This window comes from Micromonospora sp. M42 (genome assembly GCF_000568915.1).
GTDB classification, from domain to species: domain Bacteria; phylum Actinomycetota; class Actinomycetes; order Mycobacteriales; family Micromonosporaceae; genus Micromonospora; species Micromonospora chalcea.
Map to the genome: position 1 here is coordinate 1,886,902 of NZ_KK037233.1, position 25,842 is coordinate 1,912,743.

Genomic DNA, 25,842 nt, shown 5'->3' on the forward strand with positions numbered 1-25,842 from the left:
GAGCGCCGGCCACCCCGCAGCGGGGAGCCGGCGCTCGGCACGTCGGACCGGGGTCAGCCGACCGCGGCCATCACCTCGTCGGAGACGTCGAAGTTGGCGTATACGTTCTGCACGTCGTCGCAGTCCTCCAGCACGTCGATCAGCTTGAAGATCTTGCGCGCGCCCTCCTCGTCCAGCGGCACGTTCACGCTGGGGATGAGGGAGGACTCGGCCGACTCGTACTCGATGCCGGCGTCCTGCAGCGCGGTGCGGACCGCGATCAGGTCGCCCGGCTCGGACACCACCTCGTACGCCTCGCCGAGGTCGTTGACCTCCTCCGCGCCCGCGTCGAGCACTGCCATCATCACGTCGTCCTCGGTCGTGCCGCCCTTGGGGACGATCACCACGCCCTTGCGGGAGAACATGTACGACACCGAGCCGGCGTCGGCCAGCGAGCCGCCGTTGCGGGTCAGCGCGGTGCGCACCTCGGTGGCGGCACGGTTGCGGTTGTCGGTGAGGCACTCGATCAGCATCGCCACGCCGTTCGGGCCGTAACCCTCGTACATGATCGTCTGCCAGTCGGCGCCGCCGGCCTCCAGGCCGGAGCCGCGCTTGACCGCGCGGTCGATGTTGTCGTTCGGGACCGAGTTCTTCTTCGCCTTCTGGATGGCGTCGTAGAGAGTCGGGTTGCCGGCCGGGTCACCACCGCCGGTACGGGCGGCCACCTCGACGTTCTTGATCAGCTTGGCGAACATCTTGCCGCGCTTGGCGTCGATGACCGCCTTCTTGTGCTTGGTCGTCGCCCACTTTGAGTGGCCGGACATCTGTTACCTCCGTTGCTACCCGCCGTCTGCATCGACCGCACCACACGCCCCGCTCCCCCGCCGGCGCACGCCGACGCCGAGGTGCCGTGATCTCTGCTGGGAGCCGCGGCGGGCTGATGGCCCTGCCGAATCTCGGCAATCCTACCGGCGGGGGCCGGGTCACTGTCACGCGCCGCACGGCAGCGGCCCGCCCCGGGCCGCCCGAACCGGCACAATCAGGGACGGACCGGCCGCTCAGCGGCTCGCCCGGACCAGTTCCACGAAGTGGCGGTGCAGGCGCAGGTCGCCGGTCAGCTCCGGGTGGAACGAGGTGGCCAGCAGGTTGCCCTGCCGTACCGCGACGATCCGGTCCGCGGCCGGGCCGTCTGTCACCCGGCCGAGCACCTCGACGTCGGGGCCGACGCGCTCGACCCAGGGCGCCCTGATGAACACGGCGTGGAACGGGCCGCCGTCGACGCCGGTGAGCGCCACCGGCGCCTCGAACGAGTCGACCTGACGGCCGAACGCGTTGCGCCGCACCGTCATGTCGACGCCGGCGAAGCCGCGCTGGTCGGGGCGGCCGTCCAGCACCTCGACGGCCAGCATGATCATGCCGGCGCAGGAGCCGTAGACCGGCATGCCGGCGGCGATCCGCTTGTCGATCGGCTCGCGCATCTCGAAGATGTCCACCAGCTTGCTGATCGTGGTCGACTCGCCGCCGGGCACCACCAGGCCGTCGACCGCGTCCAGCTCGCCCGGGCGCCGCACCGGCCGGGCGTCGGCGCCCGCGCCGGTCAGCGCCGCGACGTGCTCGCGTACGTCGCCCTGCAGCGCGAGCACGCCGATCACCGGTACGGTCACGCCGCTCCTCCCGCCACCGTGTTAACAAGGGGCCCCGCCTCTACCGGAGGCGTTAACAGGGGGCCCTTCCTTTCGCTCACCAGCCGCGCTCGGCGAGGCGGTGCGGCTGCGGGATCTCGTCGACGTTGATGCCGACCATCGCCTCGCCCAGCCCGCGCGACACCTTGGCGAGCACGTCCGGGTCGTCGTGGAACGTGGTCGCCTTGACGATCGCGGCGGCCCGCTGCGCCGGGTTGCCGGACTTGAAGATGCCCGAGCCGACGAAGACGCCCTCCGCGCCGAGCTGCATCATCATGGCCGCGTCGGCGGGGGTAGCGATGCCGCCCGCGGTGAACAGCACGACCGGCAGCTTGCCCTGCTCGGCGACCTCCTTGACCAGCTCGTACGGGGCCTGCAGCTCCTTGGCCGCCACGTACAGCTCGTCGTCGGGCAGCGACTGGAGCCGGCGGATCTCCTGCCGGATCTTGCGCATGTGGGTGGTGGCGTTGGAGACGTCACCGGTGCCCGCCTCACCCTTCGAGCGGATCATCGCGGCACCCTCGGTGATCCGGCGCAGCGCCTCGCCCAGGTTCGTCGCGCCGCACACGAACGGGACGGTGAACGCCCACTTGTCGATGTGGTTGGCGTAGTCGGCCGGGGTCAGCACCTCGGACTCGTCGACGTAGTCGACGCCGAGCGCCTGGAGGATCTGCGCCTCGACGAAGTGGCCGATCCGGGCCTTGGCCATCACCGGGATCGAGACGGCGGAGATGATGCCGTCGATCATGTCCGGGTCGCTCATCCGGGACACCCCGCCCTGCGCGCGGATGTCGGCCGGCACCCGCTCCAGCGCCATCACAGCCACCGCGCCGGCGTCCTCGGCGATCTTCGCCTGCTCGGGGGTGACCACGTCCATGATCACACCGCCCTTGAGCATCTCGGCCATGCCGCGCTTGACGCGGGCGGTGCCGACGGCGGTGGCGGGGGTCGGGGCTGCGGACTCAGACACGGGACATCGCTCCTCGGCGTGCTCGGGAGGTGACTGCGCAGGAATGCTACGACCGTCGCGACGCCGCTCCGAGCGCCAATCGAACCCCCGGTGGCCTGCCGTGTGGCCCCGGTCACGACCGGCGGTCAGCCAGTGGTCACGTCCGCCGGGGAGGCCAGCGTGGGATCGTCGATGTCGAAGTAGCGGGGCCACTCCCGCCCCCGCCCCATCCGGAACAGCCGCACCACCGGGCGGCTGCGCGCCGATCGGGCGTCCCGGACCAGGTCGGTGTGCACCTGCCGGGCCAGCGCCAGCCGGCGGCTCGCCGCGATCACCGCCGCGCAGCCCGGGTCGTCCGGATCCAGCCGCACCGCCCGCAACTGCCGGGTCAGGTCGTTCTCGGCCGCCTCGCGCTCCTCCGGGGCGGCGTCGAGCGCGATCCGGGCGGCGGCGTACAGCTCCACGCCGTACCGCTGCTCGGCCAGGACCGCGGCGGCGGCCGCGCGGCGCAGCAGGTGCGCCTCCAGCGCGCGGGCCGCCGAGTCCGCGCGGACCTGCAGCCGCTGCACCCGGCCGGAGGTCCAGATCAGGTACGCCGAGACCAGCCCGAGCACACCGACCGCGCCCACCACCCACCACATGCCCGGCATCGTAGTGCTGCTCCTCATCCCGCCCGCCCGGCGCGGGGCACCGGTCGACGCGCTCGTCACAGCGGCCGCAGCGGCCACCCCGGTCAGCCCAGTCCCGCCCACTCCTGGTCCATGACCCGGCCGTCGGTGGCCTCGATCGCGGCTGCGTATACCTCCAGAACACGGCGGGCAACCACGGGCCAGTCGAAATTCGCCACCACCTGGTCGCCGCAGGCGGTCAGCCCGGCGCGGCGGCCGGCGTCGTCGAGCAGCTCGGACAGCGCGCCGCCCAGCGCCGCCGCGTCGCCGGTCGGGAACAGCTGTCCGGCCCGGCCGCCGTCGAGCACCCGGCGGAACGCGTCCAGGTCGCTGGCGACCACAGTCGTCCCGGCGGCCAGCGCCTCGGTGAGGATCATCCCGAAGGATTCCCCGCCGGTGTTCGGTGCGACGTAGAGGTGCACGCTGCGCAACATGCGTGCCTTGTCCGCCTCGGAGACCAGGCCGAGGAACGTGACCCGGTCGCGCAGGGCGGCCGGGAACCGCCCGTACAGCTCGTCGGCGTCGCCCGGCCCGGCGACCAGCAGGCGCAGCCCGGGGCGGTGCGGCGCGAGCGCGACGAACGCGTCCCGCAAGATCGGGAAGCCCTTGCGCGGCTCGGTGAACCGGCCCAGGAAACCCAGCGTGCCGCCGGTGCCCGGCGCGCACTCCCCCGGCCAGCCGGGCAGCGGCGGCACCCCGGCGAACTTCGCCACCGCCACCCCGTTGGGGATCTCCACCGCGCCGCCGTCCATGTGCTCGACCTGCACCTTGCGGGCCAGCGCGCTCACCGCGATCCGGGCGGTGATCCGCTCCAGCACGATCTGCAGCGCGCCCTGCGCGGCCGACAGCACCCGGGAACGGGTCATCGCGGTGTGGAACGTGGCCACCACCGGGCCGCGGGCGCAGAGCACGGCCAGCATCGACAGGCTCGGCGTGAGCGGCTCGTGCACGTGCAGCACGTCGAAGTCGCCCCGGGTGATCCAACGCCGCACCCGGGCGGTGGAGACCGGGCCGAACGCGATCCGGGCCACCGACCCGTTGTACGGCAGCGGCACCGCCCGCCCGGCCGACACCACGTACGGCGGCAGCGCCGAGTCCTCGTCGGCCGGCGCCAGCACGCTCACCTCGTGGCCGAGCCCGAGCAGCGCCTCGGCCAGGTCCATGACGTGGTTCTGCACCCCGCCCGGCACGTCGAACGAGTACGGGCACACGATGCCGATACGCACTGCGCCCTCCCCTTAGACCGTCCCGGTGGTGGCCGGCGGCGCCGCCGACGTGGGCGTACCGTCCCGGCCCTGGTCCAGCCACATCCGCTGCAACATGTGCCAGTCTTGCGGATGCCGGGCGATGCCCGCCGCCAGACCGTCGGCAATCCGCTGCGTCACCGCGCGGACCCGCTCGTCCAGCGGGGCGCTGTCCGGGTCCGGCAGCGGCAGCGGGCCGTCGATCGACGCGCACGCCGCGTCCGGCTCGTACCACATCGAGGCCACGTAGAGCGGCGCGCCGGTGCGGATCGCCAGCAGCGCCGGCCCGGCCGGCATCCGGGTCCGGCCGCCGAAGAAGTCGACCTCCACGCCCCGGGCCGACAGGTCCCGGTCGGCCAGCAGCGGCACCACGTAGCCGGCGCGCAGCCGGTCCACCAGCACGTCGAACGCGGGACGCGGGCCGCCGGTGTTGGGCAGGATCTCCATGCCCAGCCCTTCCCGGAACCCGACGAACCGCTCGTAGACGCCGTCCGGGAGCCGCTCGGCCACCGTGGTCATCGGCCAGCCGGTGGCCGCCACCCAGGCGCCGGCCGCGTCCCAGTTGCCGGCGTGCGGCAGCGCCACCACGGCGCCCCGCCCGGCCGCCACGTCGGCGGCGAGCAGTTCCTGCCCGTCCAGGCGGAACCCGGCGAGGATCTGCGCCCGGCTCAGGCCGGGCAGCCGGAACGCCTCCATCCAGTACCGGGCGTACGAGCGCAAGCCCTCGCGCACCAGCGCGTCCAGCTCCGCGTCGGGCAGTTTCCGGGCCGACCACCCGGCGCAGGTTGGCGCGCAGCCGGCGCGTTACCCCCGCCGTCCTTGCGGTGGGCGCGGTCGGCGCCCGCCCGGAAGGCCGCGGCCGCGACGGGCCGGGGCAGCGCCCGGATCAGGCGTCAGCCCGCGACGAAGCCCGCCTCGGTGAGTTCACTCGACGCCGACCTGCTGGGCCTGGCGGTACACGTGGGCCATCCGCTGCCCGACGGTGAAGATCGAGACGGCGGCGAGCAGCCAGAGCGCGATCTCCAGCGCCAGCGGTACGCCGAGGCCGGTGAGCAGGCCGCCGACGCCGACGATGAGCAGCCGCTCGGTGCGTTCGGCGATGCCCACGTTGCAGGTCATCCCGAGGCCCTCGGCGCGGGCCTTGACGTAGGAGACCAGCCCGCCCGCGGCCAGGCAGATCAGCGCCGCCGCCACGCCCGAGTAGTCGTGCTCGGTGGCCAGCCAGTACGCGACCGCGCCGAACACCGCGCTGTCGGCGACCCGGTCCATGCTCGAGTCGAGGAACGCCCCGAACCGGGTGGACCCGCCGCTCATCCGCGCCATCGTGCCGTCGAGCAGGTCGGTGAGGGCGAAGACCGTGACGATCAGCGCGCCGGCGACCAGATGGCCGCGCGCGCCGAAGCCGAGCGCGCCGACGAGCACGCCGACGGTGCCGGTCACGGTGACCGCGTTGGGGGACACGCCCGCACGCAGCAGCGCACGGGCGATCGGCTCCACGACGCGGGTCATGCCCGCGCGGGCCGTCACTTGGAAGATCTTCGCCATGGCGGTCCCACGATAACGGCCCGCAACCGCCGGGGACACAGCCGGGCACACGACCCGCCCGACGGCCCTTGTGCCCGCACTCGCGCGGGTGTGAGATCGAGCCAGGAGGTGAGCCAGCTCACCGGATCACCGGTCCGCGTTCCCGGCCAGCAGGAGATCACCGGAAGATATCGCCGCGGCGCCCGTCCCGGGTCCGCTCCCCCGTCGCCCGCGGCGGTCGCCACCACCACCGGTTGAGGGAGGTGCGCCGCGATGGCGCAGAAGAACGAGAAGGGTGTCACCGGCGGCGCGCCGGTGGTGACCGAGCCCGGCAGGGTTCGCAACGTGGTGCTCGTCGGGCACTCCGGCGCCGGCAAGACGACTCTCGTCGAGGCGCTGCTGGCCGCCAGCGGCACGATCGGCCGGGCCGGCGCCGTCACCGAGGGCACCACCGTCTGCGACCACGACCCCGCCGCCGTACGGCAGCAGCGCTCGGTCAGCCTGGCCTGCGCGCCGCTGGTGCACCGCGACGTCAAGGTCAACCTGCTGGACACGCCGGGCTACGGCGACTTCGTCGGCGAGCTGCGCGCCGGGCTGCGCGCCGCCGACGCGGCGCTGTTCGTGGTCTCCGCCGTCGACGGCATGGACGCCGCCACGGCCGCCCTGTGGGAGGAGTGCGCCGCCGTCGACATGCCCCGCGCGGTGGCGGTCTCCCGGCTGGACCACCCGCGGGCCGACTTCGACGAGGCGGTGGCGCTGTGCCAGCGCGTCTTCGGCGACAACGTGCTCCCGCTCTACCTGCCGATGCTCGGCGACGACGGCGAGTCGGTGGCCGGCCTGATGGGGCTGATCACCCGCCGGGTGTACGACTACTCGGCCGGGCTGCCGCCGGAGGTACGCGAGCCGGACCCGGAGCACCTGCCGGCCATCCAGGAGTCCCGCAACGAGCTGATCGAGGGGATCATCGCGGAGAGCGAGGACGAGACCCTGATGGACCGCTACCTCGGCGGCGAGGAGATCGACCCCGAGGTGCTCATCACCGACCTGGAGACCGCTGTGGCCCGCGGCCACTTCTACCCGGTGGTGCCGGTCTGCGCGGAGACCGGCGTGGGCCTGGACGCGCTGCTCGACGGCCTGGTCGCGGCGTTCCCGTCGCCGCTGGAGCACGACCTGCCGGCGGTCACCGGCGTGGACGGCTCGCCCCGCCCGCCGCTGACCTGCGACCCGGACGGCCCGCTCGTCGCCGAGGTGGTCAAGACGACAGTCGACAGGCACGTCGGGCGGGTCTCGCTGGTGCGCGTCTTCTCCGGCACGCTCCGCCCCGACCAGGTCATCCACGTGTCCGGTCACGGCATGGCCGAGCGCGGCCACCCCGACCACGACGCCGACGAGCGGGTCGGCCACGTCTACACCCCGCTGGGCGCGACGCTGCGCGAGGTGGCCGCCTGCGTCGCCGGTGACCTGTGCGCGATCACCAAGTCGGGCAGCGCGGAGACCGGCGACACCATCTCGGCCAAGGACGACCCGCTGCTGGTCGCGCCCTGGGAGATGCCCGAGCCGCTGCTGCCGGTGGCGATCGTGGCGCGCAGCCGGGCCGACGAGGATGCGCTGGCCCGCAACCTGTCCCGGCTGGTCGCCGGTGACCCGACGCTGCGGCTGGAACGCAACGCGGAGACCCACCAGCTGGTGCTGTGGTGCATGGGCGAGGCGCACGCCGACGTGGTGCTCGACCGGCTGCGCGGCGGCGGGGTCGAGCTGGACACCGAGCCGGTCCGGGTGCCGCTGCGCGAGACGTTCGGCGCCGCCGCGCGCGGGCACGGCCGGCACGTCAAGCAGTCCGGCGGCCACGGTCAGTACGCGGTCTGCGACATCGAGGTGGAGCCGCTGCCCCGGGGCGCCGGCTTCGAGTTCGTCGACCGGGTGGTCGGCGGCGCGGTCCCGCACAACTACATCCCGTCGGTGGAGAAGGGTGTACGGGCCCAGATGGAACGCGGTCTGGTCGCCGGCTACCCGGTGGTGGACCTGCGGGTGACGCTCGTGGACGGGAAGGCGCACAGCGTCGACTCCTCCGACGCCGCGTTCCAGACCGCCGGCGCGCTGGCGCTGCGTGACGCCGCCGAGAAGGGCCAGCCGACGCTGCTGGAGCCGGTCGACGAGATCACCGTGCGGGTGCCGGACTCGTCGGTCGGCGCGGTGATGGGCGACCTGTCCGGGCGGCGCGGCCGGGTGCTCGGCACCGAGCCGGACCCGGACGCCGAGGGCCGCACGCTGGTCCGCGCCGAGGTGCCCGCCACGGAGCTGCTGCGATACGCGGTGGAGCTGCGCTCGATGACGGCCGGCACGGGCACGTTCCGCCGCGAGTTCGCCCGCCACGACCCAATGCCCGCCCACCTGGCCGACCAGGCCCGCAAGGAGTCCACCTCCCACTGACCCCGCCCGCCCCGCCCACCCGCCGCGGGGTCAGGGGCGGACGGCGGGGACCGGGGGCATCGGCCAGTGGGGGCGGTCGGCGTCCCGGAGGGCTGCCGAGCGTACCGCCGCCAGCTGCCGCTCCACCTCGGCGAAGTGGTCCGGGGCGAGCGGACCCCAGCTCAGCGCTGCCGCGTTCTCCTCGACCTGGGCGACGGTACGGGCGCCGGGGATCGGCACCGCGCGGCCGCTGCGCGCCCAGATCCACCCGATCGCCCCCTGCGCGAGGGTACGGCCGTCGGCGGTCAACGCGTCGCGGACGGCGGCGACCCGGCGCAGCCACTCCGGGGCGGGCCGGCCGCTGCGGAACCACTCCAGCCAGGTCGGCCCGAGTCCGCGTACGTCGTCGCGGGGCAGCGTCGACTCCGGCGTGTACTTGCCGGTGAGCAGCCCCATCCCGAGCGGTCCCCGGGCCAGGCTGGCCAGGTCGTGCTTGTCGCAGGCGTCGAGCATGGCCGGGGCGTCGCGGAGCACCGACAGCGCGTGCTGCACGGCGGCGGCGCCCCGGGCGACCTGGGCGAACGCGGCGGCCCGGTCGGCCCGGTCGGTACTCCAGCCGTACCCCCGGATCAGGCCGTCGTCCATCAGGTCGTCGAGCGTGCCGATGAGCGCCTCGGCCCGGGGCAGCGGCAGGTCACCGAGGTGCAGCTGGTAGAGGTCGATGTGGTCGGTGCCCAGCCGGCGCAGCGAGTCGGTCACCGCCCGGCGCAGGTAGTGCGGCGAGGCGTTCTCCCCGGTGGCCTGCCGGGCGCTCTCGTCGAACGTGTAGCCGAACTTCGTGGCGATCACGGCCTCGCCGCGCCGCCCGGCGAGCGCCCGGCCGAGCACCCGCTCGCCGTGCCCGGCGCCGTACGTGTCGGCGGTGTCGAACAGCGTGACACCGAGGTCGAGCGCGCGGCGGATCGCGCGTACCGACTCGTCGTCGTCGACCTGGCCCCAGCCCAGCGGGCGGGCGCCCTCGGCCCAGGGGCCGCCGATGGCCCAGCACCCCATACCGAGGGCGCTCACCTCGATGCCGCTGCGCCCCAACTGTCGCTTGTCGACTGCCACCGCCGCATCCTGTCATCTTCCCGGCGATCGCGGGCCGGTTCGTAGCCGAAGAGTCCGGGCGCGGTCACGCCGCGTGACGCCAGGCGGTGGACGTTCGCGGTGAAGCGATATACCTCAGAGTCATAAATATGACTCTGAGGTATATCGGTCCGAGGTCATCCCTCCCGATCCGGCTCTGCGGAGGAACGCCGCCGCCCGGCGAGCCGTCAGCGCGCGTAGGCCAGCAGCACCGGCTCGTCCTGGCCCGGCCAGGAGCCGGTGAGCCCACCGGAGCCCGGCACCTCGGCCGGTACGGGCCGCCGGACCACCGCAAGCTCGACGTCCCCCACCCGGGCCACCGTCACGCCGCCGTCACCCGAGCCGGTCGAAACCGAACCAGCCGAAACCGAACCAGCCGAAGCCGGACCCGTCGGCACCGGGCGGCCGGTCCGGCTCCCGGTCAGCGTCATGCTCGCCGGACGCATCTCACGCTTGCCGTCGACCTCGAAATACTCCTCGGCCTGGCCGGCGTCGGCGAGCACTGCGGCAGCAAGCAGCGGCGGGTACACCGGGTCGCCGCAGGCGTCGTACACCCAGCGGCGGCCGAGCACCGAGTGCTCGACGAGACCCACGAAGAAGTCGTCCGCCCCGGCCAGCGGCGCGCCCCGGTAGGTCAGCGGCACCTGGAGCACCGGGCCGTCACCGGCGCGCACGAGCAGCGTCTCGACGCCCACCTCACCGGCCGGATCGTCGAACCGGTACGCCGCGACGCGGCTGACCTCCGCGCCCGCCTCCCCGGCGAACCAGGACCGGCCGGGCAGCCAGGGTACGAGCAGCTCCAGTTTCGAGGGGCGCAGTTCCGCGCGGTGCAGGAGAGCCATGCGCAAGATCGTACTGTCGGAACGGGCCGGCGTCAGGCCGCCGCCCACGCCTTGGCGAGCAGCTCCCGGGTGTCGGCGAGCAGCTGGGGCAGCACCTTCGTCCGGCCGATCACCGGCATGAAGTTGGCGTCGCCGCCCCAGCGCGGCACCACGTGCTGGTGCAGGTGCGCGGCGATGCCCGCGCCCGCCACGCCACCCTGGTTCATGCCCAGGTTGAAGCCGTGCGCGCTGGAGACGTGCCGGACCACCCGCATGGCAGCCTTGGTGAACGCGGCCAGCTCGACCGTCTCCGGCTCGTCCAGCTCGGTGTAGTCGGCCACGTGCCGGTAGGGGCAGACCAGCAGGTGCCCGGGGTTGTACGGGTAGAGGTTGAGCACCGCGAAGACGTGCTCGCCCCGGGCCACCACCAGGGACTCCTCCGCCGGCAGCCCGGGCGCGAGGCAGAACGGGCAGCCGGCCGGCTTCTCGTACCCGCCCTCGGGCCGGTCCTCGCCGGAGATGTAGGTCATCCGGTGCGGCGTCCAGAGCCGGTCCAGCCCGTCCGCCAGACCGTTGTCGCCGCCGTACCCGGTGTCCCGCTCCGCCCCTGTCACACCGGCGATCCTACGATCCGGCCCGCTCGGCGGCAGGACCGGCGTTGGTGCGGGACTCCACCACCTCGCGCACGTGCGCGACCGCCTCGTCGATCGGCACGCCGTTGCGCTGCGAGCCGTCCCGGTAGCGGAACGAGACGGTGCCGGCGGCCACGTCGTCGTCCCCGGCGATCACCATGAACGGGATCTTCTGCTGCTGCGCGTTGCGGATCTTCTTCTGCATCCGGTCGTCGCCCAGGTCCACCTCGGCCCGGACGCCGTGCCGGCGCAGCGTCGCGGCGAAGTCGACCAGGTAGTCGCCGTGCTCCTCGCGGATCGGGATGCCGACCACCTGCACCGGCGCCAGCCAGGCCGGGAACGCGCCCGCGTAGTGCTCGGTGAGCACGCCGATGAACCGCTCGATCGACCCGAACTTGGCGCAGTGGATCATCACCGGCTGCTGCCGGGTGCCGTCGGCCGCCTGGTACTCCAGCCCGAAGCCCTTCGGCTGGTTGAAGTCGTATTGAATCGTCGACATCTGCCAGGTCCGGCCGATGGCGTCCTTGGCCTGCACGGAGATCTTCGGGCCGTAGAACGCCGCGCCGCCCGGGTCCGGCACCAGCTCCAGCCCGGTCTCCAGCGCGCACTGCTCCAGCACGGCGGTGGCGGTCGCCCAGTCCTCGTCGGACCCGACGAACTTGTCCGGCTTCGAGTCGTCGCGGGTCGACAGCTCCAGGTAGAAGTCGTCGATGCCGAAGTCGCGCAGCAGGCTGAGCACGAAGCCGAGCAGGTGCTTGATCTCGGCCGGCGCCTGCTCCTTCGTGCAGTAGGAGTGCGAGTCGTCCTGGGTGAATCCGCGCACCCGGGTCAGGCCGTGGATGACGCCCGACTTCTCGTACCGGTAGACCGTGCCGAACTCGAACAGCCGCAGCGGCAGCTGCCGGTAGGACCGCCCGCGCGACCGGTAGATCAGGTTGTGCATCGGGCAGTTCATGGCCTTGAGGTAGTAGTCGCTGCCCTCCATCTCCATCGGCGGGAACATCGTGTCCTTGTAGTAGGGCAGGTGTCCCGACGTGTGGAAGAGACCTTCCTTGGAGATGTGCGGCGTCCCGACGTAGTCGAAGCCCTCCTCGACGTGCCGCGCCCGGACGTAGTCCTCCATCACCCGCTTGAGCACGCCGCCCTTGGGGTGGAAGACCGGCAGGCCGGAGCCGATCTCGTCGGGGAAGCTGAACAGGTCGAGGTCCGCGCCGAGCTTGCGGTGGTCGCGGCGGGCGGCCTCCTCCAGGAGCTTCAGGTACGCCTTGAGCTCGTCGCGGGTCGGCCACGCGGTGCCGTACACGCGCTGCAGCTGCGGGTTTTTCTCCGACCCGCGCCAGTACGCGGCGGCCGAGCGCATCAGCTTGAACGCGCCGATCAGCCGGGTGTTCGGCAGGTGCGGGCCGCGGCACAGGTCCGACCAGCAGACCTTGTCCTCGTTCGCGGCGAGGTTGTCGTAGATGGTCAGCTCGCCGCCGCCCACCTCCATCACCTCGGAGGAGTCCAGCCCCTCCCCCTTGACCTCGATCAGCTCCAGCTTGAACGGCTCGGCGGCCAGCTCGGACCGCGCCTCGTCCAGGTCGGCGAACCGGCGGCGGCGGAACCGCTGGCCGGACTTGACGATCTCCTGCATGCGCTTCTCGAGCTTGGCCAGGTCGTCCGGCTGGAACGGCTTGTCGACGCCGAAGTCGTAGTAGAAGCCGTTCTCGATCGGCGGGCCGATGCCGAGCTTCGCCTCCGGGAAGACGTCCTGCACCGCCTGGGCCAGCACGTGCGCGGTGGAGTGGCGCAGCACGTTCAGCCCGTCCGGGCTGTCCAGCGCGACCGGCTCGACCGCGACCTCCTCGGCCGGACGCCAGTCCAGGTCGCGCAGCTGGCCCTGCGGATCGCGGACCACCACGATCGCCTTCGGCCCGCTCATCGGCAGGCCGGCCGCGGCCACCGCGTCGGCCGCCGTGGTCCCGGCGGCGACGACGACGGGGTCGGCCACGACGGGGGTACGGGGTGCGGACACGGTGACTCCTAGTCGTCGACGGTACGGATCGGCCGGTGACCGGCCCCTGCGATGCTATCGGTCGCCCCGAGGCGTGCCGTCGCCGACGCCGCTGCCCGCTGGCAACGAGTTCGGCCCGCGTTGAACCTTTTCGCCCCGCCGCCCGAACTACCAGGTGGGGCCGGAGCCGGACCGGCCCCGGTCGAGATGGATGGGGGCCACGATGAGGATGATTCGTCAGGGCCGGTGGGCGGCGGCGCTGCTGGCCGCCGCGCTCGCCGGAGCGGTGAGCTGGCCGGGCGCGGCGAGCGCGGCCGAGGTCACGGTCACGACCTCTCCCGCCGAGGTACGCCAGGGCGACGCGATCCAGCTGTCTGTGGTGGTGCCGGCGGACCGCCCCGGCACCCGCACCACGAAGATCGAACTGACCATGCCCCCGGACGCCCCGATCGGCGAGGTGTACCCGCTGTCGGTGCCGGACTGGGCGCCGACCATCACCACCCGCACCCTGGACCAGCCGGTCCCCGGCATGCACGCGGCCGAACTGAACCAGGTGACCCATTCGGTGACCTGGCTGCGGGTGCCCGGCACCGGCGCCGGAGCGGCCCGGCTGCCGCTCGGCATGGGTCCGATGCCCGCCACCGACCGGCTCACATTCACAGTGACCCAGACGTACGCCGACGGCACCGTCGTGCAGTGGGCCGACCCGGCGGGCGGCAAGCACCCGGCGCCGACCGTCGACCTGCTGCCGCCGCTGCCGGGCGCCATGACGCACAACGGCGACCCCGGCGCGAACGGCGCCGGCACGAACGGCGGCGCGCACGGCGGTCACGGCGCGGCGGGCGGGGTGCAGGGCGGGGTGCAGAACGGTGCCCCGAACGGCGCGCCGACGGCCGGCACGGTCGACGACGGGCCGAGCGCGGACCTGCTGCTCGGCGGCGGCCTGCTCGCCGGACTGGCCGGCGGCGCGGCGATCGGCTGGCTGCTCAGCCGCCGCCGGCGCGACGCCATGACCCTGCCGCTCGACGACACCACCGCGGCCCCCGACAGCCGCACACCTCCCGACGCCACCGCGACCCAAGACAGCGTGCCCCGCGTCGGCAACGCGGCCCTCGAGAGCGCGACCTCCGAAGCCGTCACCGCCGGCACCGCCTCCTCGCGCCCCTGACCGCCGCCCGCCCAGAAAGCGGGAGCACCGCGAGACCACAGTAGATCTTGGTACGGAACGGCCCCCAGGAGGGCCGTCCCGTACCAAGATCTCGGACTCCTACGGCGGCGGACCGCGAGCGCGGGTGCGGGTGGGACGGGTCAGGCGGGGGTGGTGACCCAGCCGGGAAGGGGCTCGCGCGCGGTCAGCCAGTCCTGCGGCACGCCGCCGGGCCCGCCGACCCCGGTGTACGCGGCAACGATCCCGCCCACGATCGCGGCTGTGGTGTCCACGTCGCCGCCCGCCTCCACGCAGACGCGGATCGCGGCGGGATAGTCGTGCAGCAGCGTGGCCGCCACCCAGAGCGTGAACGGCACGGTGTCCTGCGCGGTGACCCGGGATCCGTTTCCGAGCGCGTCGGCCGCCTCGGCGGCGGGACGACCGAGCAGCGTGGCGGCCCGGCGTACCCCCTGGTGCACCTCCCCGGCCGGGTCGAGCGCCCCGGCGACGGCGCTGAGCAGCCGGGCCGGCTCGGGCCGGCCGCCGTCGAGGCGGGCGCGGGCGGCGAGCGAGGCGGCGACAGCGACCGCCACCGCGCCGGCGACGCCCTCCGGGTGGGCGTGGGTCACCTCGGCCGACGCCCGGGCCTGCTCGGCGGCGCGCCGGGTGGAGTCGGCGTGCCAGGCGCCGAACGGCGCGACCCGCATGGCCGCGCCGTTGCCGCAGGAGCCCTGCCCGTCGAACGCGGACGCGGCGGCCACCGGCCACGGCGTGCCGGTACGGATCAGCCGCAGCACCCTCACCGCGCCCGGCCCGTACCCCCGGTAGGGCTCGCAGCGCTGCGCGAACGCCAACGCCAGCCGGTCCCTGTCGATCCGTGCCCCGGCAGCCAGTTCGGCCACCACCGAGCAGGCCATCTCGGTGTCGTCGGTCCACTCCCACGGCGGGGCGGGCAGCCGGCCGGCGGCGAGGTCGTCCGGGCGCCGGCCGGGAACGAAGAACTGGGAGCCGAGGGCGTCGCCCACCGACAGGCCGGCCAGCGCGTCGCGGGCGAGCGTGAGGCGGGTGTCGGGGAAGAGCGTGAACGTCATCGCCGTCACAGCTTGCCCGCTTCGCCGGACCGCCGCAACGCGACCGGCTTGCCACGACGAGTACGGTGCTGACGTGGCAACCGTCCTGCTGGTCGAAGACGACCACGTCGTGCGCGGCGCCATGCTGCGGTCGCTCACCGACCGGGGGCACGCGGTGCACGCCGTCGGCACCGCGCTCGACGCGCTGCGCCGGGTCGCCGCCGAGACACCGGATTTGGTGGTGCTCGATCTCGGTCTGCCCGACCTGGACGGCTCGGACGCGCTGCGCATGCTGCGTGGCATCACCGACGTGCCGATCATCATCGCCACCGCCCGCGACGACGAGCAGTCCGTGGTGCGTCTGCTGCGCGCCGGGGCGGACGACTACATGGTCAAGCCGTTCACCGGCGCGCACCTGGACGCCCGGATCACCACTGTGCTGCGGCGGGCCGGGCGGGCCAGCCGTACCGTCGCGCCGGCCGTGCACACGGTTCGGCGGCCTGCGGGTCGACGTGGGTGAGCGCAGCGCGGTGCTGGACGGGGACCGCTGGCGCTGACCCGTAGAATTCGACCTGCTGGCGTATCTCGCGGCGCGTCCCGGCCGGGTAGTGTCCCCGGCGGGAACTCTTGGAGGGAGGTATGGCGGCAGCCATCGGTCGGCGAGGACCAGACCATCGACGTGCACCTGTACTGGCTCCGCCGCAAAATGGGCGAGTCCGCGGCGAAGCCGCGCTACCTGCGCACCGTGCGGGGGGTCGGCTTCCGGCTGGTGGCGCCGGACTGAGGCTGACGCTGGCCGGGCTCACCGCCGGCATGTGCGGCCTGATCGCGCTCGCCTTCCTCGTCCCGCTCGGGCTCACCCTCGCCGACCGGGCCCGGGAGGCGGAACTGGCCGACGCCGCGCGTCGCGCCGCGCTGGTGACCGGCGCCCTGGCGGTGAGCACCGACACCGCTGCTGTCGAAAAAAAAAGTGGCCGCCGCGGCCGGCGACGACCCGGCGCTGCGCCCGGTGGTGCACGGCATCGGGGCGGACGAGTCCGCCGGCCGGGCCGACGCGGCAGCTCTCGCCGACGCCGCCGCGCAGCGGCGTTCGGTGGTGACCGAGGTGGACGGCGGGGTGCTGCGGCTGGACCCGGTGGTGCTCGGCGAGCGGGTCGCCGTGGTGGAGGTCTTCGTCCCCGACGAGGCGCTCGACGAGGGCGGGGGCCGCTGGCTGCTGCTGCTCGGGATTGCGCTGGCGCTGGTCGGCGCGGCGGTGGTGGTGGTCGACCGGGTGGCGGCCCGGGCCGTGGACGCCACCGGCGACCTGGTCAAGGCGGCGCTCGCGGTGGGTGACGGCGAGCTGGGGGTACGGGTCGAGCCGACCGGACCGCGCGAGCTGGCCGAGGCCGGGCACGCGTTCAACCGGATGACGGAACGGCTGGTCGCGTTGCGTGCCGACGAGCACGAGCTGGTCGCCGACCTGTCGCACCGGCTGCGGACGCCGTTGACCGCGCTGCGGCTGGACGCCGAGGCGCTGGAGTCCGACGACACGAGCATCGGCACGTTCAGTGAGGCGGAGCTGGACCGGCGGCGTGGCATCCGGCGTATCCGGCAGGCGATCGTCACGCTGGAGGGCGAGGTCGACCAGCTGATCAAGACGACCCGCAAGGCGGTGAGCCAGGAGTCGGCGCCGGCGTCGTGCGACGTCAGCGAGGTGGTGCGGGACCGGATGGTGTTCTGGTCGGCGCTGGCCGGGGACCAGAACCGCCCGCACCGGGTGGTCGGTGCGCAGTTGCGCATCCCGGCGCCGGTGCCGCGCGCCGAGCTGGCCGCCGCGCTGGACGCGGTGATCGGCAACGTGTTCCGGTACACGCCGCAGGGCACCGCGTTCGAGGTGGCGGTGAGCCGCCGGGACGGCTGGGTGGCGATCCGGATCGACGACGCCGGGCCGGGCATCCCGAACCCGGACCGGGCGCTGCGCCGGGGCGAGAGCGACCAGGGCTCCACCGGGCTCGGGCTGGACATCGCCAAGCGGGTCGCGTTGCAGGCCAACGGTTCGGTGAGCATCGACCGGGCCCGGCTGGGCGGGGCCAGCGTGGTCATGTTGCTGGCCGACCCGGACGCGGCGCCCCGGCCGGTGAACCGGTTCGGGCTGGTCGGACGGATGGCCCGGGACGCCCGCGAGCCGCGTGCCGGGCGGCGCTGGCCGCGTCCGCGCTGACGCCTTGACTGTGGGCCGGCGCAAGTTCTCCTTAAAGGTGGTTTAACGACGGCCGGGAAACCGCCGTGAACTGCCAGGATTACCGACAGAACCCATCAGTTCCGTCGGCCGGGACGCCCCGTAACACCTTTCGACCGACGGATCGGTGCGCGCGGCGGGAGTTCGGTCCCCCCACACCTCGCTCCCGTCGCGCGCTCTCCCGTCGTTCCGGGCGAGGTGACCGTCATGACGCCGACCGTCGGCCGTCTGCTCCGCTGGGCCGCCGTGATCGGCCTGGGCATCGCCCTCACGCTCGCCTTCTGGCAGGACCCGGTGCTCGCCCACGGCCCGGTCCGGCCGGCGGCTGTCGCGTCAGGTCCGGCCGCCGCGCTGTCCGCGCTGGCCCTGGCCGGGGTGATGCTGACCGCGCGGCGCCGGCCGCCCCGGGGCTCCCGGCGGCCGACGCCGGTACGGCCGCTCAGCGTGCCGCGCTCGCCCGGTACGCGTCGATCTCGGCGCTGATCCGGGCCTGCTCGGCCGGGGGCAGGAACGCAGCGGCGACCGCGTCGCGGGCCAGCGCGGCGACGCCGTCCGGACCGAGTCGCAGCAGCCGGGCGGCCACCGCGTACTCGTCGTTGAGCGTGGTGCCGAACATCGGCGGGTCGTCGGAGTTGATGCTGACCGGCACGCCGGCCTCGACGATCCGGGGCAGCGGGTGCGCGTCGATGCTCGGCACGGCCCGGGTGCGCACGTTGGAGGTCGGGGAGATCTCCAGCGGGATCCGCCGCTCGGCCAGGTAGGTCAGCAGCGCCGGGTCCTGCACGGCGGAGATGCCGTGGCCGATCCGCTCGGCGCCCAGTTCGCGCAGCGCGTCCCAGATCGTCTCCGGGCCGGTGGTCTCGCCGGCGTGCGGCACCGAGCGCAGCCCGGCCGCCCGCGCCTGGTCGAAGTACGGCTTGAACTGCGGCCGGGGCACGCCGATCTCGGGGCCGCCGAGGCCGAAGCTGATCAGCCCGTCGGGTCGTTCGTCGAGCGCGATCCGCAGCGTCTGCTCGGCGGCGGGCAGGCCGGCCTCGCCGGGGATGTCGAAGCACCAGCGCAGCGCGATGCCGAAGTCGGCCTCGGCGCGTTTGCGGGCGTCCTCGATGGCCTCGCAGAACGCCGGCGCCGGGATGCCCCGGTTCACGTGCGAGTACGGCGTGACGGTCAGCTCGGCGTACCGGACCTGCTGGCGGGCCAGTTCCCGGGCGACCTCGTGGGTGAGCAGCCAGACGTCGTCGGCGTCGCGGATGAGGTCCACCACGCTGAGGTAGACCTCGATGAAGTGGGCGAAGTCGCGGAACGCGAAGTAGTCGGCGAGCGCCTCCGGGTCGGCCGGCACCGGGCTGCGCCCCTCGTGCCGGGCGGCCAGCTCGGCGACGATCCGGGGCGAGGCGGAGCCGACGTGGTGCACGTGCAGCTCCACCTTTGGTAGTCCGGCGATGAAGGTGGGCAGGTCGGTCACGAGTTCTCCTCTGCGCGGGCGCCGGTGCGGGCCACCATGAAGATCCGGCGGAACGGGAAGTACACCTGACCCTGCCGCACCGGGTACGCCTGCGCGAGCCGTACCCCCAGCTCGGCGCGGAAGGCGGCCCAGCCGGCGGCGTCCAGCGCGGCGCGGACCGGGCGCAGCGCCGTGCCCTCCATCCAGGCCAGCACCGGGTGGTCGGCGCCGGTGGCGGGCAGCAGATGCACGTACGTAGTCTCCCAGGCGTCGACCGCGCAGCCCGCGCCGGTCAGTAGCGTGGCGTAGCCGACGGGTTCGTCGACCGGCGCCTCGCGCAGCTTGCCGGCGAGCGCGTCGCGCCACGGTTCCCGCGCGGCGACGGAGCGCAGCAGCCGGTGCGACGGCGCGTCGAAGTTGCCCGGCACCTGGAACGCCATCCAGGCGCCCGCCGGCAGTGCGCCCGCCCAGCGGCGGAGCAGGTCGCGGTGTTCGGCACCCACTGGAAGCACGGCGTTGCCGACAGCACGTCGACGTCGGGCTCGGGCCGCCAGTCGCGAACGTCGCCGACCGCGTACGTGACCGGACCGCCCTCGGCGCTCGCCCGGGCGATCATCTCCGGGGAGGAGTCGAGGCCGGTGACGCGGCTGCCGGGCCAGCGGCCGGCGAGCGTGGCGGTGAGCGTGCCGGGGCCGCAGCCGAGGTCGACCACGGCACGCGGGTACTCGGCGCCGACGCGGGCCAGCAGGTCGTGGAACGGCCGGGAGCGCTCGTCGCCGTAGCGCAGGTAGGTGCGCGGATCCCACATGACAGCCTCCAAACCGTACGTACGTCTTGTTAGACCGTACGGCCCGCCGCGCGCCACGGCAAGCGGCTCACTAGGCTCGGCCGGGTGGAACAGCGCAGCTTCGACCGGCTCGGCCGGCACGTCGGCATCATCGGACTCGGCGCGTGGCAGCTCGGCGCGGACTGGGGCGAGGTCAGCGAGGACGCGGCGCTCGCCGTGCTCGCCGCCGCCGTCGACGCGGGCGTCACCTTCCTGGACACCGCCGACGTGTACGGCGACGGCCGCAGCGAGGCGCTGATCGGCCGGTTCCTGCGCTCCCGCCCCGGACACGGGCTCACCGTGGCCACCAAGATGGGCCGCCGGGTGGAGCAGACGCCGGAGGCGTACACACTCGACAACTTCCGGGCCTGGACCGACAGATCCCGCGCCAACCTCGGCGTCGACACGCTCGACCTGGTGCAGTTGCACTGCCCGCCCACCGCCGTCTTCGCCGACGACCGGGTCTTCGACGCCCTCGACACGCTCGTCGCCGAGGAGCGCGTGGCCGGGTACGGCGTCAGCGTGGAGACCTGCGACCAGGCGCTCACCGCCATCGCCCGGCCCGGGGTGGCGAGCGTGCAGATCATCCTCAACGCGGTCCGGCACAAGCCGCTGGAGCAGGTGCTGCCCGCCGCCGCTGCCGCCGGGGTCGGGATCATCGCCCGGGTGCCGCTGGCCAGCGGCCTGCTCTCCGGCCGCTACGACGAGAACACCACGTTCCCGGCGGACGACCACCGCACGTTCAACCGGCACGGTGAGTCGTTCGACGTCGGCGAGACGTTCTCCGGCGTCGACTACGACCTGGGCCTGGCCGCGGTACGCCGGCTCGCGCCGCTGGTCGGCGACGACCGCACGATGGCGCAGTTCGCGCTGCGCTGGATCCTCGACCAGCCGGGCGTGACGGTGGTGATCCCCGGCGCCCGCTCCCCCGAGCAGGCGCGGCGCAACGCGGAGGCAGCCGGCCAGCCGGCACTGACCGACGTGGAGCTGGCCGCGGTGCGGGCCGCCTACGACGAGCTGATCCGCCCGCAGGTGCACGACCGGTGGTGAGCCGGCCGGTCGGCGCGGCGTCGCCGGCCGCCCGCGCCGCCGGGCATGCTGGAGCGGAACTGTCGTCGTCGGAGGGGGAACGATGAGGGGCTGGTTCCGGCTCACAGTGGGGCTGCTCGCCGTGGTGCTGGGTGCGCTGTGGACGGTGCTCGGGCTCGGGTATGTCGAGGGCAGCGCGCTGAGCGACGAGCGGCTCTGGGCGTACGTGGGCGCGGTGCTGATCCTGATCGGACTCGTCGGGCTGTGGTGGGGCATGCGTGCCCGCCGCTGAGGCGCCGGGCAAGGCGAAGCCCCGCCTCCCGTACGGGATGCGGGGCTTCCGGCACCGGCCGGCGCGGCCGGTGCGGTCAGCTCAGATGGGGCGGACCTGCTCGGCCTGCGGACCCTTCTGACCCTGGGCGATCTCGAACTCCACCCGCTGGTTCTCCTCCAGCGTGCGGTAGCCGCTGGTCTGGATGGCCGAGAAGTGGACGAACACGTCAGCACCCCCGCCGTCGACGGTGATGAAGCCGAAGCCCTTGTCAGCGTTGAACCACTTCACGGTTCCCTGCGCCATGTGTATCTCCTTCTAAAACTGGCGGCCGAGCACGCCGTGCGGCCGATTGGCCGTTTTCGAGCAGCGGCGCCTGAGGCGGCCCCCAGTACCGGAGACTTCTCTCAACCCACGCGTCTCTCAACAGCGTGAGACAGCAAACCACGTACGCAAAAACTTCGCACAGCCTAGCGGACGAAATTCTCCGACATGTGACCTGAAGGTCGCGCCGACGCCGCTGCGCGGCCCCGCCGGAGCCATGCGAAAGGCCCCTTTCCCGCGCTCGGGAAAGGGGCCTTTCCGGCTTTTCGTCAGTCCGGCCAGCGACCGGTCAACCGGCGCACGCCCACCGCTCCACCTCGGTCGACGGCGGCCCGCACCACCGAGAAGATGGCGCCCTGCAGCGCTGCGGCGGCGAGCACCTCGCCCCAGCGGCGGTCCTCGTCGGTGGCGCTCGGCGCCTCGCCGTCGCCCGCTGTCAACTTCCAGACCTGGCGGAAGATCACGCCGGCGACGGTACCGGCGGCCAGGCCGAGCAGCACCCCCACCGGTTTGTACGCCGCCTTGCCGATCTTCCCGCTCACCTGCGCCTCCCTCGGACGATCGCCAGCACCACCACCGTCACCAGGGCCCCGGCCGCGACGGCCGCCCACGGCAACGGGTTGCGCCCGACCGCCTCACCCTTCTCGTACGCCTGCGCCCGGACCAGCCGGGCCCGCTCCGCCGCCCGCCCGCGCACCCGGGCCGCGGTCAGCGACGCCTGCTCGCGCATCCGCGCCTTCGCCGCCTCGGCGGAGTGCCGCACCAGCGCCTTCGGGTCGGCCCTGGCCGCGAGCAGCTCCATCGTCTCACCGAGTTCCACCCGGGTCCGGCGGATCTCCTCCCGGAGCGCCGCCACGTCCCCGGTTCCGTTGCCGGTCATGCCCGTCTCCCGTCCTTCACCGCGGCGGTGACCGTGTCGACGTCCGCCCGCACGCTACGGACGGCCGCCTCGGGCACCGGCGGGACGGCACGGCTGACCTGCTTCTTGCCCACGAGCGCCAGGATTCCGGCGAGCAGGAACAACGCCACCGCCACGATCAGGGCCGCCAGCCACGCCGGCATGACCAGCGCCAGCAGCAGGATCACGGTGGCGACCAGGGCGCCGGCGCCGTAGAGCGCCATCACCCCGCCGCCGCCGAACAGACCGATCCCGATCCCGGCGTGCTTGCCCTTCTGGGTCAGTTCCGCCCGGGCCAGCGCCAGCTCGTCCCGTACCAGACGGGTGACCTGCTCGGTGGCGCGCTGGACCAGTTCCGCGGTGGACGGCTCGTTCCCGGTCCGGGACGTGCTGCGACTCGCGACGTCAGCCATGCTGTCCTCCTTTCGTCATCACCGCGCTGTATGCCCGGAGTCGCCGCCCGTCAATCCTGCGCGGCGCGGCCGGTCCGCCCGGCCGCGCGCCGCCGGAACCCGGCGCCGTGAGCGCCGGATCCGGGGCGTGCGCACCACGTCCCCCGCAACCGTCCGGCCAAACCCGTCCGGCCGGAAAGCCGCCCGAACGCGGGAACCCCCGGCGCCGTGGGCAGCCGGGGTCCCCGATCGGGGGTACGGGGTCAGCGACGCGCCTCGGCGTGGTCCTCGCGGCCCACGAACACCTCGCTGCGCGCCTCGCCGTCGTCGCTGCCGCCGAAGACCCGCGCGTCGTCGGGCGCCTCGGTGCCGGCCGGGCGGCGGACCGGGCGGCGCGGCTGCGCCGCCTGCCAGGGCAGCGGGCCGGTGGCGTCGCCCACCTCGGCGCGCAGCCGGGGCAGGGCGGTTGGGCGCTGGTCGCGTACCCAGGTCACCAGGTGCTCACGGACCAGGCAGCGCAGGTCCCACAGGCTGCCCGCGTCGGCGGCGCTGACCAGCGCGCGGACCTTGACCATGCCGCCGGTCGCGTCGGTCACCTGGAGCACGCAGACCCGCCCGTCCCACAGCTCGGTGCCCTCGCACAGGCGGCGCAGCTCCTCCCGCATCGCCTGCACCGGGATGGCCCAGTCCAGGTCGAACTCGGCGGTGCCGAGCACCGCCGCCTCGGTCCGGGTCCAGTTCTGGAACGGCCGGCTGGTGAAGTACGAGGTGGGCAGGATCAGGCGGCGGTCGTCCCAGACCTGCACCACCACGTAGCTGAGCGTCAGCTCCTCGATCCGGCCCCACTCGCCCTCGACCACCACCACGTCGTCGAGCCGCACCGCGTCGCTGAACGCGAGCTGGAGACCGGCGAAGACGTTGCCGAGCAGGCTCTGCGCGGCGAGCGCGGCGACCGCGGCGATCACACCGGCGGAGGTCAGCACACCCGCGCCGACGCCGCGTACGGCCGGGAACGTCATCAGCATGACGCCGACGGTGAGGATCACGATCACCGCGATGGTCAGCCGGCGCAGCAGCACCACCTGGGTACGCACCCGGCGGGCGTGCCGGTTGTTCGGCACGTCCACCCGGAACCGGGCCAGCGCGGTGTCCTCCGCCACCACCAGCAGCGAGGCCACCAGCCAGGCGGTGGCGGCGATCATCGCCAGCACGAGCGTGTGCAGGACGAACTGCCGCCACGGGCTGCCGACCGCGTACAGGGTGGTGAACCGCACCGCGATCTGCACCGCGACCACTGTGGCGGCCACCTGGAACGCGCGGTGCGCGTGCTCGGTCAGCTCGGTCATCAGCAGCGAGCGGCGGCCCAGCCGGCGGGTGACCCGGTGCACCACCTGGGCCAGCACCAACGCGATCGCCGCCGCGGCGAGCGCGGCGGCGATGGTCACGACGTAACTCTGCACGAACTCTCTCTCCCTCCGACCGGGCGGAATCGGGCGCAAAGGCCCAATGGTGCCCGGCGGCCCGGGTATCGACCAGGATCAGACCTTGCGGTACCGGGACTGGAAGAAGCAGTAGACGCCGAACGCGGCGATGCCCAGCGCCATGAGCGCCAGCAGCCACGGCCCGTACGACTGGTCACGCAGCGTCCGCAGCGCGGCGTCCAGGCCACGCGCCTTCTCCGGGTCGTAGTTGACCGCGGCGACCACGACGAGCACGCCGGCGATGGCGAACACGGTGCCCCGGGAGGCGTACCCGGCCATGCCGAGACGGCGGGTGAGCTGGCGGGTCTTCGGGCTCATCTCGCCGGTCTTGAGGTTGCGCTCGAACTTCTTCTTCAGGCCGTAGATCACCATGCCGACGCCGAGCGCGGCGAGCGCAAGTCCGGCCAGCCCGACCAGCCACCGGCCGCCGTCGGAGGCCATCAGCTTCTCGGAGAACTGCTGCTGCTGGTCCGAGGCGTTGGCGCTGGCGTCCTGGAAGACCTTGATCGCGGTCCAGCCCAGCCAGACGAACACGACGACCCGGACCGCCGAGGCGATCCGTTCGAACGTGCGTTCCTTGCCGGTCCGGGAGACGTGGCCGGAGATCGCCTCGAAGGCCTGCCAGATCGCCATGGCGAACAGGCCGACCGCCATCGCGATCAGGAGGAACTTCCCGAGCGGCTGTTCACCGAGGGTGCGCAGTGCGCCGTTCTGGTTCCCCTCCTCGCCGGACTTGCCGAAGGCGATCTGCAGCGCCAGCCAGGCGAGGAGAAGGTGGACGATTCCGTATCCGATGAAGCCGCCACGGGTCAACAGTTCGAGCCACCGGCTGTTTCGAGCCTGGGCGGCGGTGGCTCCGGCATTCCGGGTGAGAGACATGAGCCCTCAATCTCCCGGCGGGCGATTTTCCAAACGTCCGCGCCCGCCGGGAGCGGCCGAAACGGATCAGCCGGCGAGGTCGCGGGCGACCCGCAGCACCACCTGCTGCTCGGTGACGCTGTCCAGGCTGACCTGGAAGCCGGCGACCTCGGTGGCCTGCTGACCCACGGTCAGGGAGAGCTGTTCCCCGGCCACCTCGACGGTGACCTGGTCGCCCTGGGCGCCGACCAGCTTCGCCTCGACGCCGAGGATCCGGGCGCTGGCTTCCACGCCGCGGTCGAAGGTGATCGTGCAGGCGTCGAGGCCGCAGTCGGTCTCGGCACCTTCGGAGCTGCATCCGGCGAGCAGCGCGGCGCCGAGGGCGAGGCCGGCGAGCAGACCGGCGGCACGGCGGGCGGGGGCGGAGGTGGCGCGTCGGATCGTCACCCGCCCAAGGATAGGCGGACTGCGCCAGCGCGCCGTCGCGCCCGGGGCCCGCGACGGCACGCCGGGCGGGGCGTCCGGGGTGCGCGCTAGGGTGCCGGAATGGCTTTCGACGTCGCCCGGGTCCGGGCCGCCTACCCCGCCCTGGCCGAGGGATTCGCCCACTTCGACGGCGCCGGGGGCACCCAGACCGCGGCCGGCGTGCTCGAGGCGGTGACCGGCGCCATGCGCGCCGCCACCGGCAACCGCAGCGCCGCTTTCGTACCCGGCCGCCGGGCGCTGGAGCTGGTCGCCGGGGCGCGGGCGGCGGTCGCCGACCTGCTCGGCGCGCAGCCGTCGGGCGTGGTGCTCGGTCCGAGCGCGACCGCGCTGACGTACCCCCTTTTCGCGGGCACGCTCGGCGCCGGC

At 73.7% G+C, this 25,842-nt stretch carries 25 protein-coding genes and 4 pseudogenes; 8 read left to right on the plus strand and 21 right to left on the minus strand.

All coding sequences use genetic code 11. The features are described from left to right. Positions 1-53: 53 nt before the first annotated feature. The 7 genes and pseudogenes from MCBG_RS08465 to pgsA form a co-directional block, all read right to left on the minus strand. The gene (locus MCBG_RS08465; protein WP_043324998.1) at positions 54-803 is read right to left on the minus strand and encodes a YebC/PmpR family DNA-binding transcriptional regulator; all 750 of its coding nucleotides are present in this window, start codon (positions 801-803) and stop codon (positions 54-56) included. Positions 804-1,037: 234 nt separating this feature from the next. Further along, positions 1,038-1,643: a pyridoxal 5'-phosphate synthase glutaminase subunit PdxT gene (gene pdxT / locus MCBG_RS08470; protein ID WP_043324999.1), complete on the minus strand. Its 606-nt coding sequence runs from the start codon at positions 1,641-1,643 to the stop codon at positions 1,038-1,040. A 76-nt stretch (positions 1,644-1,719) separates the two neighbouring features. After that, the gene (pdxS, locus tag MCBG_RS08475; protein ID WP_043325000.1) at positions 1,720-2,631 is read right to left on the minus strand and encodes a pyridoxal 5'-phosphate synthase lyase subunit PdxS; all 912 of its coding nucleotides are present in this window, start codon (positions 2,629-2,631) and stop codon (positions 1,720-1,722) included. A 125-nt stretch (positions 2,632-2,756) separates the two neighbouring features. Beyond that, positions 2,757-3,260: a hypothetical protein gene (locus tag MCBG_RS08480; protein WP_043325001.1), complete on the minus strand. Its 504-nt coding sequence runs from the start codon at positions 3,258-3,260 to the stop codon at positions 2,757-2,759. 83 nt (positions 3,261-3,343) lie between these two features. Further along, complete coding sequence (locus tag MCBG_RS08485) at positions 3,344-4,504, minus strand: glycosyltransferase family 4 protein (protein ID WP_043325002.1); 1,161 nt, start codon at positions 4,502-4,504, stop codon at positions 3,344-3,346. Positions 4,505-4,516: 12 nt separating this feature from the next. Next, positions 4,517-5,412, minus strand: a pseudogene (locus MCBG_RS08490) (phosphatidylinositol mannoside acyltransferase). A gap of 34 nt (positions 5,413-5,446) precedes the next feature. Further along, a complete protein-coding gene (pgsA, locus tag MCBG_RS08495) occupies positions 5,447-6,067 on the minus strand; it encodes a phosphatidylinositol phosphate synthase (RefSeq protein ID WP_043325003.1) in 621 nt (206 codons plus the stop codon). A 252-nt stretch (positions 6,068-6,319) separates the two neighbouring features. Here pgsA and MCBG_RS08500 point away from each other — a divergent pair, with 252 nt between their 5' ends. Continuing rightward, positions 6,320-8,476: an elongation factor G-like protein EF-G2 gene (locus MCBG_RS08500; protein ID WP_043325004.1), complete on the plus strand. Its 2,157-nt coding sequence runs from the start codon at positions 6,320-6,322 to the stop codon at positions 8,474-8,476. A gap of 30 nt (positions 8,477-8,506) precedes the next feature. Here the strand turns inward: MCBG_RS08500 and MCBG_RS08505 are convergent, their stop codons facing one another. The 4 genes from MCBG_RS08505 to thrS all read right to left on the minus strand — a co-directional run bounded on the left by MCBG_RS08505 (position 8,507) and on the right by thrS (position 13,050). Beyond that, the gene (locus tag MCBG_RS08505) at positions 8,507-9,508 is read right to left on the minus strand and encodes an aldo/keto reductase (RefSeq protein ID WP_051611074.1); all 1,002 of its coding nucleotides are present in this window, start codon (positions 9,506-9,508) and stop codon (positions 8,507-8,509) included. Between the two features lie 263 nt (positions 9,509-9,771). Then, positions 9,772-10,425, minus strand: coding sequence for a CG0192-related protein (locus tag MCBG_RS08510; RefSeq protein WP_043330343.1), 654 nt, complete (start codon positions 10,423-10,425; stop codon positions 9,772-9,774). A 32-nt stretch (positions 10,426-10,457) separates the two neighbouring features. Continuing rightward, entirely contained in the window at positions 10,458-11,018 is a 561-nt protein-coding gene (locus MCBG_RS08515) for an HIT family protein (protein WP_043325006.1), read from the minus strand. Positions 11,019-11,028: 10 nt separating this feature from the next. After that, a complete protein-coding gene (thrS, locus tag MCBG_RS08520) occupies positions 11,029-13,050 on the minus strand; it encodes a threonine--tRNA ligase (RefSeq protein WP_043325007.1) in 2,022 nt (673 codons plus the stop codon). 202 nt (positions 13,051-13,252) lie between these two features. Here thrS and MCBG_RS08525 point away from each other — a divergent pair, with 202 nt between their 5' ends. After that, entirely contained in the window at positions 13,253-14,197 is a 945-nt protein-coding gene (locus MCBG_RS08525; protein WP_084789463.1) for a YcnI family protein, read from the plus strand. Between the two features lie 140 nt (positions 14,198-14,337). Here the strand turns inward: MCBG_RS08525 and MCBG_RS08530 are convergent, their stop codons facing one another. Next, entirely contained in the window at positions 14,338-15,267 is a 930-nt protein-coding gene (locus MCBG_RS08530; protein WP_043330346.1) for an ADP-ribosylglycohydrolase family protein, read from the minus strand. Between the two features lie 73 nt (positions 15,268-15,340). On the opposite strand from MCBG_RS08530, the pseudogene MCBG_RS08535 reads away from it, so the two are divergent. The 3 genes and pseudogenes from MCBG_RS08535 to MCBG_RS08545 all read left to right on the plus strand — a co-directional run bounded on the left by MCBG_RS08535 (position 15,341) and on the right by MCBG_RS08545 (position 17,950). After that, positions 15,341-16,030: pseudogene (locus tag MCBG_RS08535) on the plus strand (response regulator transcription factor). Positions 16,031-16,405: 375 nt separating this feature from the next. Beyond that, positions 16,406-17,449 carry a HAMP domain-containing sensor histidine kinase gene (locus tag MCBG_RS08540; RefSeq protein WP_198033340.1) on the plus strand — a complete coding sequence of 348 codons (1,044 nt, stop codon included), beginning with the start codon at positions 16,406-16,408 and terminating at the stop codon, positions 17,447-17,449. 225 nt (positions 17,450-17,674) lie between these two features. Beyond that, positions 17,675-17,950, plus strand: coding sequence for a hypothetical protein (locus MCBG_RS08545; RefSeq protein ID WP_113973165.1), 276 nt, complete (start codon positions 17,675-17,677; stop codon positions 17,948-17,950). Here MCBG_RS08545 and MCBG_RS08550 read toward each other — a convergent pair. After that, positions 17,907-18,932, minus strand: a complete 1,026-nt coding sequence (locus MCBG_RS08550) for an adenosine deaminase (protein WP_043325009.1) — start codon at positions 18,930-18,932, stop codon at positions 17,907-17,909. The genes MCBG_RS08545 and MCBG_RS08550 overlap by 44 nt on opposite strands. Next, positions 18,929-19,719, minus strand: a pseudogene (locus tag MCBG_RS08555) (trans-aconitate 2-methyltransferase). Before MCBG_RS08555 ends, MCBG_RS08550 begins: the two are co-directional and overlap by 4 nt. An 84-nt stretch (positions 19,720-19,803) precedes the next feature. Here MCBG_RS08555 and MCBG_RS08560 point away from each other — a divergent pair. Together MCBG_RS08560 and MCBG_RS08565 are read left to right on the plus strand one after the other, a co-directional pair. Next, the gene (locus MCBG_RS08560) at positions 19,804-20,787 is read left to right on the plus strand and encodes an aldo/keto reductase (RefSeq protein ID WP_043325010.1); all 984 of its coding nucleotides are present in this window, start codon (positions 19,804-19,806) and stop codon (positions 20,785-20,787) included. A gap of 82 nt (positions 20,788-20,869) precedes the next feature. Beyond that, positions 20,870-21,058 (plus strand): hypothetical protein, encoded by a 189-nt coding sequence (locus MCBG_RS08565; RefSeq protein ID WP_043325011.1) that lies wholly within the window; start codon positions 20,870-20,872, stop codon positions 21,056-21,058. Between the two features lie 81 nt (positions 21,059-21,139). Here MCBG_RS08565 and MCBG_RS08570 read toward each other — a convergent pair whose 3' ends face one another. The 7 genes from MCBG_RS08570 to MCBG_RS08600 all read right to left on the minus strand — a co-directional run bounded on the left by MCBG_RS08570 (position 21,140) and on the right by MCBG_RS08600 (position 25,437). After that, complete coding sequence (locus MCBG_RS08570) at positions 21,140-21,343, minus strand: cold-shock protein (protein WP_007075740.1); 204 nt, start codon at positions 21,341-21,343, stop codon at positions 21,140-21,142. Positions 21,344-21,630: 287 nt separating this feature from the next. Then, the gene (locus MCBG_RS08575) at positions 21,631-21,903 is read right to left on the minus strand and encodes a DUF4235 domain-containing protein (RefSeq protein WP_043325012.1); all 273 of its coding nucleotides are present in this window, start codon (positions 21,901-21,903) and stop codon (positions 21,631-21,633) included. After that, a complete protein-coding gene (locus tag MCBG_RS08580) occupies positions 21,900-22,241 on the minus strand; it encodes a DUF3618 domain-containing protein (protein WP_043325013.1) in 342 nt (113 codons plus the stop codon). Before MCBG_RS08580 ends, MCBG_RS08575 begins: the two co-directional genes overlap by 4 nt. Next, the gene (locus MCBG_RS08585; protein WP_043325014.1) at positions 22,238-22,672 is read right to left on the minus strand and encodes a phage holin family protein; all 435 of its coding nucleotides are present in this window, start codon (positions 22,670-22,672) and stop codon (positions 22,238-22,240) included. Before MCBG_RS08585 ends, MCBG_RS08580 begins: the two co-directional genes overlap by 4 nt. 242 nt (positions 22,673-22,914) lie before the next feature. After that, a complete protein-coding gene (locus MCBG_RS08590; protein ID WP_043325015.1) occupies positions 22,915-24,111 on the minus strand; it encodes a mechanosensitive ion channel family protein in 1,197 nt (398 codons plus the stop codon). A 78-nt stretch (positions 24,112-24,189) separates the two neighbouring features. Then, complete coding sequence (locus MCBG_RS08595) at positions 24,190-25,011, minus strand: DUF1206 domain-containing protein (RefSeq protein ID WP_043325016.1); 822 nt, start codon at positions 25,009-25,011, stop codon at positions 24,190-24,192. A gap of 66 nt (positions 25,012-25,077) precedes the next feature. Continuing rightward, positions 25,078-25,437, minus strand: coding sequence for a hypothetical protein (locus MCBG_RS08600; protein ID WP_043325017.1), 360 nt, complete (start codon positions 25,435-25,437; stop codon positions 25,078-25,080). 99 nt (positions 25,438-25,536) lie between these two features. On the opposite strand from MCBG_RS08600, the pseudogene MCBG_RS08605 reads away from it, so the two are divergent. Then, positions 25,537-25,842, plus strand: a pseudogene (locus MCBG_RS08605) (cysteine desulfurase-like protein); the annotation flags it as partial.